Source organism: Rhodococcus sp. R1101, assembly GCF_000278445.1.
GTDB lineage: Bacteria > Actinomycetota > Actinomycetes > Mycobacteriales > Mycobacteriaceae > Rhodococcus > Rhodococcus gordoniae.
On record NZ_AJVB01000159.1, the window covers coordinates 1 to 7,909 of the forward strand.

Annotated in this window: 4 protein-coding genes; 2 read left to right on the forward strand and 2 right to left on the reverse strand. The window is 63.8% G+C overall.

Going from position 1 to position 7,909, the window contains the following annotated elements:
* The first annotated feature begins 278 nt into the window (after nucleotides 1-278).
* Nucleotides 279-1,526: a polysaccharide pyruvyl transferase family protein gene (locus R1101_RS29560; RefSeq protein ID WP_232284734.1), complete on the forward strand. Its 1,248-nt coding sequence runs from the start codon at nucleotides 279-281 to the stop codon at nucleotides 1,524-1,526.
* 230 nt (nucleotides 1,527-1,756) lie between these two features.
* On the opposite strand, the gene R1101_RS29565 is transcribed toward R1101_RS29560, so the two are convergent.
* Both R1101_RS29565 and R1101_RS0111920 read right to left on the reverse strand, forming a co-directional pair.
* Nucleotides 1,757-2,622, reverse strand: a protein-coding gene (locus R1101_RS29565; protein WP_442969884.1) for an IS5 family transposase whose coding sequence is annotated in 2 segments (ribosomal slippage) — nucleotides 1,757-2,247 and nucleotides 2,247-2,622 — 867 coding nt in all. Because the reading frame shifts where the segments join, the coding sequence is not laid out codon by codon here.
* A 243-nt stretch (nucleotides 2,623-2,865) separates the two neighbouring features.
* The gene (locus R1101_RS0111920; protein ID WP_016933656.1) at nucleotides 2,866-4,713 is read right to left on the reverse strand and encodes a DUF4012 domain-containing protein; all 1,848 of its coding nucleotides are present in this window, start codon (nucleotides 4,711-4,713) and stop codon (nucleotides 2,866-2,868) included.
* 281 nt (nucleotides 4,714-4,994) lie between these two features.
* On the opposite strand from R1101_RS0111920, the gene R1101_RS26505 reads away from it, so the two are divergent.
* A partial coding sequence (locus R1101_RS26505) for a non-ribosomal peptide synthetase (RefSeq protein WP_232284736.1) occupies nucleotides 4,995-7,909 on the forward strand: 2,915 nt, incomplete at its 3' end.

Below are 7,909 nucleotides of genomic sequence, written 5' to 3' on the forward strand. Positions count from 1 at the left end.
GTTTTACCGTTCACTGCAATCGCATTAAGTGTTGCTGCCATAAGTGTCGGCCCCGGATTGATACTTCGTGCAATGGGCATGGTGCGGGCATCAATGCTGATTAAGGTCTTTGCGGCGCCCGTAACGCTTATCGCGGTAGCTGTGGGTGCGGCGTGGGGCGGAGCGATCGGTTCCCAGGTCGGACTAGCCGGCGGAACTGCGACTCGTGCTGTTGGGTCATGGGTTCTGATGTCCTCGTCATTGAAGAGTAGAAGTAATTCTAGATCCGAGGAGACTTCGTGAAATTTCCATCAAGGGTAAAATCGCTTGGGAAGTCCCTTCTTGGGACCGGCGCCGCTGGAGCGATAATAATCGGCATCGATACCATGGTTGCTGCTGTTGAAATTGTTCGTATGCGTCGTTCTCAGCGTGAGTTCGATGTAACAATAGTTGCCGCGCCCGGCGCTGGAAATATCGGCGATCAGGCGCTGTTGGAAGCATGCCTCGATCAAGCTAGTGATGGGAGGATTTCGATCCTTGCGGGTGGTGCTGAAGCATTGAAAATTCCTGATCGATTTCAGGAGCGAGTCGATGTAGTTTCGAGTCGAGCTTTACTGTACTCGATTGGTCCGAAAAGGTTTCAGGGCGTCCGCACTCTTGTCCGTTTGGCGCATCGGAGTAAGCACGTATGGATTATTGGTGCGGACACCATGGACGGCGCCTATAACCCGCTAGCGTCTGTGTCACGGTTTTCGGTTGCTTGGCTGGCATCGATTGCAGGAGCGAAGAGTCGAGTACTCGGGTTCAGTTGGAACGATAGCGCTACTCGATCAAGTATCGTAGCCGCAAAGTTCGTGCAGCGGAGGGCTCTACTGTCCGTCAGAGATCCGATTTCGCTGCGCCGTATCCGTGGGTCCGGAGTTCATCTCGCTACTCTGTGCGCCGATATCGTCTTTTCTCGTGTGGGCCAACATGTTGAGGAGCCTCGTCTCACCAAGTGGTGTGATGCACAGATCGCGGAAGGGCGTCAGATCGCCGTTGTTAATGCGAGCGGCCTGATTTCATCGTCATTCGATCAGATCAGTGAATACGAGTATGTAGTGGAAAATCTGATTGAAAAGGGATGGAGTGTGGTTCTCCTACCGCACGTTTCCCGGCCAGGAAACGATGATATCGAGGAATTGAGTAAGGTCCGGGTTGATCGAGTAGTGGAAGATCAAGTTTTTCGCGTGCCGGAACTGCTCAGTCCGGACCAGGTTGTGTCCCTTGCGGGACGTGCATCGGTGATCATTACCGGCCGGATGCATCTCGCTGTACTGGGAATTCTTTCTGGTACGTACCCCATTACAATGTCGACGCAGGGTAAGGTCGAAGGGCTTTACGAAGTGCTGGGGGCTCCACATCTCGTCATAGAGCCCGAAGCGGGCTGTGGCAGGAAGATCTTGGATGCGCTAGGCGAGCTGAGCCGTCCCGATGCGCAAGTCAGAAGGGTCCCGGAACTGGACGTTGCGCGTTTGGCAAACCGTGCGGAGTTGGCGTTCCAGTGAGTGGCATCAAGTAATCAGCCGATCTTGGCAGGACAACATATGGATGGTCTGGCGTACCGGTTCAAATAGGCTCCGGTGGCTTAGTCTCAGTATTCGGTTCTCTATTCAGGACTTTCGAAGGATCTGAAAGCGTCATCGGGCATTCGACGTACGCGGATCATCGCCAGTGGGAGTGGTTGCCGAGGTTACGTGCAACCTCGGCAACCACCGCCTAGGACGTGTCCTGTGAATCATCGAAGCCACAGAACGATGGCAGCGATGATCAACTCGGACCGGAAGTATGCGGCCCGTTTGGCGTAGCGGGTGGCCAGGTCACGGAAGTGTTTGAGCCGATTGATGCAGCGCTCGACAACGTTGCGACCTGCGTATTCGAGCGGGTCGAACGCCGGCGGGCGCCCACCACGTGAACCCTTCGTCGCTCGGGTGGCCTTCTGATCCGTCCGTTCCGGGCACGTGAACCGGATTCCGCGGCCCCGCAACAGCACGCGGGTACTCGGATGCGAATACGCCTTGTCCGCCACCACCGCCTCCGGGCGGGATCGAGGGCGCCCACCACCGGGCCGGGCGACCTCGATCCGGTCGAGCAACGGCACCAGCTGCGGATTGTCACCGGCCTGGCCGGCGGTGAGGACCACGCTCATCGGCATCCCACGCCCGTCGACCGCGAGATGAATCTTGCTGCTCAGTCCTCCGCGGGAGCGTCCGAGGCATTCTCCATCGACGGCGAGCGCTTCGACCGCCGGTGTGCAGCCCCCTTTTTCCGGGCACCGGCCGAATGCTGGTGGGCCCGGACCACGGTCGAGTCGACCGAGACGATCCACTCGACTGCCCCGACCGCGTCGTCTTTGACGACCGTGGCGTCGAGGATCTTTTCCCAGGTGCCGTCCATGGTCCATTTGCGTAACCGCTCGTGGGCGGTTTTCCAGGGTCCGTAGCGTTCGGGCAGATCCCGCCAGGGTGCGCCGGTACGCAGTTTCCACAAGATTGCGTTGATCACCTGTCGGTGATCACGCCACTGCCCACCTCGTCCCGAGGCGGGCAGCAGCGGTTCGATCTGTGCCCATGCGTTGTCGGTCAACTCGCCGCGTCCTACCACCCCGAATCTGTATCACGGGGGTGTTCCCCGATTCACAGGACACGTCCTAGCCCCGATACGGCCGAGATGTGGTCCGGATTGCCTGCTCTCTCCGATTCGTCAGCTTGACTCATGACCGTCGGCTGAGATCGTGCCCAGCCAACGCTGTGCGGTTGGACGAGTGCGGCAAAGCCGTTAGCGGTGGGTTGAGCAGTCTCAAGGTTGGGCGATCGCTTTCATTCGTGAGACTGGCGTTGCTAGCGCTTAGTCTTCCTCACTTTGGGCGCAGTCCGGCACCGTGATGTCTACGCGGGGGCTGTCCACAAGGGGTTGAATCGGGACGCGCGGATCTCCGCTTGCTGTGGGTTCCGTCATTTCGTAAATGATTTCAACTGTTTCGCCCTGCGGTACCGGAGCCTGGATGTTGAACAGAGGGTGACCACGCTCCATTCCGGTGAAGCCGAATGTGGTGGTGCCGTTGACGGTCACCTTCTTCAACTTGGCGCCCTGTGTCGCAAGGAGCCCGACGTCGGTGAGATTTGTACCTATAGGAGCGCCTACCGGGTTATCGAACATTCCGGCGACGTAGTCGGTGTAATCGCCCGGAGGAAGGCCGTTGGTCAGCCGCACAGTTACCTTCGATTCACGAGTGTCTCCGTCACACGATCCCGCTGTGTACTCGATCTCGCGCTCCAAGTAGTAGTCCAGCTTGTTTCCACCGAGGTTGTTGATCACCACGTGGGCATAAGGCGCGGGGTCATCGGGCACGACATGACCGAGAGGCGTGGTGGCGAGGACGTCTTGCTCCTCCGGGACGGAGCTCCACACCGCAAGGCGGCCTTCGCCTGCCGCGCGTCCCAGAGCCTCGAGGAGTGCTTGCGGCCTGGAAATGCTGCCGGTCAGCTTCTTCACCACGGTTTGCGCAACCGTTTCCAGATATGCCTTGCGTGCCTTCTGGTCGTCGCCGAAACGTGCGTAGGCCGTGGATTCGGTCAGCTCCACCACGTTCTCCGCGGTGATCTTCTCACCGCCGGGGAGGGTTACATCCCCGACCACGTCGAGGACGTAACTCAGTGCGACGGGATCGGTCGCGATCGCACCGTCCACACGCTGGCCTGTCTCCTGCTTCCACATCGACTGCCAGATCTGGCCCGCATATGGGAAGTGCGGGCTTACATTGCTGTTGCGGAAGTCCTGGGTGGGGCGGCTGTGGCCATATGCACGCTGATAGTCGGGGCCGAGGTCGATCGGGTCGTAGTCGAACCGGAATTCCCGATTGCTCGTGACGTCGTCGACGGAGACAGCACCGTCGTTTGCGCGGATGACAGCGAAACCGCCGAGCAGTCCACCTGTGCCACGTGCCTCTGCGTTCGTCTGGAAACCCACGAAGTAACTACGCGGACCGTCTGCGCCCAGCATTGCCGGCGCGATCTGCGCCGCGAGCGACGTGTTGTTCAACAGACCGGACAACTCGGACACCTGCTGCTGCAAGTCGACTCGTGCATCGTCGATCACCCCGAGCCACGTGCTGTCGACATTCTGAGCCTGCTGGTCGAGATTACTGATGGCCGCGGAAGTCGTCTCGAGGACGGGTGCGGCGTCCCGGAGGGCGGCGAGATTGATGCGTGCGCCGTCCAAAATCAACTGATCGGGAGAGACTGCACTGCCTGCATCGACCGCCGGTAGGAGGACCTGCTCTGTGAGACCGCTCACAATGGTGGTCATCTGGCGAGTGGAATCGAACGGGCTGCCAAGGAATGGGACGGCGCCTGCGATGCGCCACGGCACCGAATCGACCGAACCCTGGGCGTCCTGGGCGTAACGATCGGCGTCGGCTGCGGCGACGCGAGCCTTGTCGGTATCGCCTGCGAGCAGAGCATCTTTCGCCTGTGTGGCGAAGTTCTGCGCCTTCTCCAGATTCGACTTCGCCTGCAGGCCTTCGTAACCCAGCCAGCCGGCGAATCCGACGACCACGAGTGCGCCTATACCGCAGCCGATCTGCACGCGACGGCGCTTCGCGCGCTGGGCTGCGATCTCCTCGTCGGACAGACGCCTCCGTACCTTGCGTCGACGCCGTTCGGGCGAATGTGACTCACCGGTAACATCGTTCACGCCGCTTGTGCCCCCTTCGTGGTTTCCGTTCGAGACGATAACCCGATTCCGAACTGGCCGACCGTTCAAGTGGTGGGTAACCGTGACTGTAAGTAAACTTCTGCACGGTGATCGTGACAGTGGAGTTGGGAGGCTCCGTCCACGATCGCACGATAGGGGAGGATTCTGCACGTCCCCTGTCCTGAATTGTGTCGGGCGAGGGCGAGGGGAGCGTGGTGCATCTACTTCCGCTGTCCCCTAGTCAGCGGGGGCTCTGGTACGCGCAAGCTCTCCATCCCGATGTGCCCTTCACGATTGCCCAGTACGTAGAACTTCGGGGCGAGCTCGATCACGACCTCGTTCGTCAGGCATGTGTGCAGGGTGCGCGCGATGTGGAGTCGGGTTTCCTGTTCCTCGTCGAGAAGGAAGGGCTTCCAGAGCAGGTTGTCGATGTCGAGTTCGACGACGACGTCCCGTACGTGGATTTCCGCTCGTGCGAGGATCCGGAAGCTGCGGCCCACCGGTGGATGAGCGAGCGATTCTCGCGGCCCATCGATCCGCTGCGCGACCGATTGATCGCGACGGCGTTGCTCCATATCGCCGACGGTCGTTACTTCCTGTCCAGCTACGTCCACCACATCGCTCTGGACGGGCACGGCGCGATGATCATGCTCAACCGCTCCGCCGAGCTGTACTCGGCGTGGATTGCAGGGGAGGAGACACCGCCCGTCACGTCGATGCCCGTCGAGAAGATCGTCGAGTTCGAGGCTGCATACACGGGGTCGAAACGTCAGACTGCCGATCGCGCCCATTGGCTCGAGCGGCTCTCCGGCCTGCCCGAGCCGATTTCGCTCGTCGAGGGCGTCGCTCCGCCGAAGGTGCCGGCGCGCCATGCCGGTGCCGAGCTGCCGTCCGAGGTCGCCGACGCCGTGACGGCTCTGGCCCACGGCGCGAACTCGACCGACGTCCCCGTCGTCGTCGCCGCCTTCGCCGCATTTCTGTCGCGCGCGTGCGGCACCGACGATGTGGTGCTCACGCTCCCGGTCTCGGCTCGCACCACCGCGCCGCTGCGTCGCTCCGCCGGAGCCATCTCCAACGTCGTTCCGCTGCGGGTGCGCGTCGATCAGGCGGCGCCGGCCACCGATCTGATCCGCGACGTGCAGGTCGAGCTCACCGGTGCCCTGCGCCACCAGCGCTACCGCTACGAAGACATGCTGGCCGACCTGCGCGAGATGGGTCGCGAGCACAGCGAGACCCGCAACGCGTTCGGTCCCGTCGTCAACCTGATGATGTTCCACCCGCAGATCGCGTTCGGCGATGTCATCGGTGATTACCACGTGCAGTCCACCGGACCGATCGACGACCTGTCGGTCAACGTCTACCCGGGCGTCGCCGGCCGCACGATGCGCGTCGATTTCGAGGCCAACCCCAATCTCTACAGCGGCGAACACCTCTCGTCGCTGCACAGCCGTTTCCTCGGATTCCTGAAGCAGTTCGTGCAGAACGCGGGCGTCGCGGTGGGCGATCTCGCCCTCGCCGGCCCGACCGAACTCGACGGCCTGGCTCCCGCCCGCGGCCGTACCGCGCCCGAGCCGGAACTGCTGCCCGATGTCCTCACCCGCCAGGCCGCGAGCGACGCCGTCGCCGTCGTGGACGGGAGCGAGAGCATCACCTACCGCGAACTCGACGCTCGCTCCGACACGCTCGCTCATGTGCTGGTCGCGGCGGGTGCCGCCCCCGAAGAACGCGTCGCCGTGCTGCTGCCGCGTTCGATCGACTCGGTGGTCGCACTGTGGGCCGTGGCCAAGACCGGCGCCGCCTACACCCCGCTCGACCCCGAACTTCCCGCCCGCCGCCTCGAGCAGGTGCTACGCGACGTGCGGATCGCCGTCGCCCACGACCGCCCGCCGCTGCCCGAGCACGTCACCCGCATCGCGCCGCCCGCCGACGCATCCGGCGAGACCTTCACGGCCGAGCATCGCCTGCGTCCGCTGCACATTGACAACGCGGCGTGGATCATCCACACCTCCGGTTCCACCGGCACCCCGAAGGCCGTCGCGGTGGGCCACCGCGGTGTGTCGGCGCTCGTGTCGACGCTGCGCGATCGCTACCGCGCCGACGAGACATCGCGCGTGCTGCACCTCGCCGCACCGTCCTTCGACGCGTCGCTGCAGGAACTGCTCCTCGCCTTCGATGCCGGCGCCACCGTGGTGATCTGCCCGCGCGACGCCGTCGGCGGACCGGCCCTTGCCACTCTGCTGCGCAGCGAAGCCGTCACCCACGCGATCACCGCACCGGCGATCCTCGCCGTCACCCCCGACGACGGCTTGCCCGACCTGCAGGTTCTCGACGCCGGTGGCGAAGCACTGCCGCAGGCCGTGGTCGACCGCTGGTCCACCGGCCGCACCATGCTCAACGCCTACGGGCCCACCGAGACCACGATCCTCGCGACCCTCAGCGACCCCCTGCAGCCCGGCGCGGGCGTGCCCATCGGCCGGCCGATCGACGGCACCACCGCCGTGGTCTACGACGCCCGCCTGCATCCCGTGCCCGCCGGCGTGATCGGCGAACTGTATCTCGGGGGGCCGGGCGTGGCGCGCGGCTACCTCGGCGCACCGGCTCTCACCGCCGAACGCTTCGTCGCCTCGCCGTTCGGCGGTCGCATGTACCGCACCGGCGACCGCGTCCGCTGGACCACCGACGGGCAGCTCGAATTCCTGGGCCGTGCCGACCAGCAGGTGAAGATCCGGGGCTACCGCATCGAACTCGGTGAGATCGAATCCGCCCTCGTCGCCGTCGACGAGGTGCAGGCCGCGACCGTCACCGTCCACGGCGACCACATCGCGGCCTACGTCGTGGGCGACGTCGACCCCGCCGACCTCACCGTCCGCCTCGCCGACGAACTGCCCACCTATCTGCGGCCGTCGTCGATCACCGTGATCGACGCGCTGCCGCTCACGCCGGGCGGCAAGGTCGACCGGCGCGCGCTGCCCGCACCCGAACGTGCCGTGGCCACCGGGTCGCGGCCGCCCAGCGGCCCGGCCGAGAAGATCGTCGCCGAGCTGTTCGCCGAACTCACCGGCGTCGACGACATCGGGGCCGACGACGACTTCTTCGCGCTCGGCGGTCACTCGCTCGGCGCCGCCCAGCTCGCCGCACGCCTCGGTGCCGCCCTGGGCCGCGACGTGCAGTTGCGCGACGTGTTCGCCCACCCCAC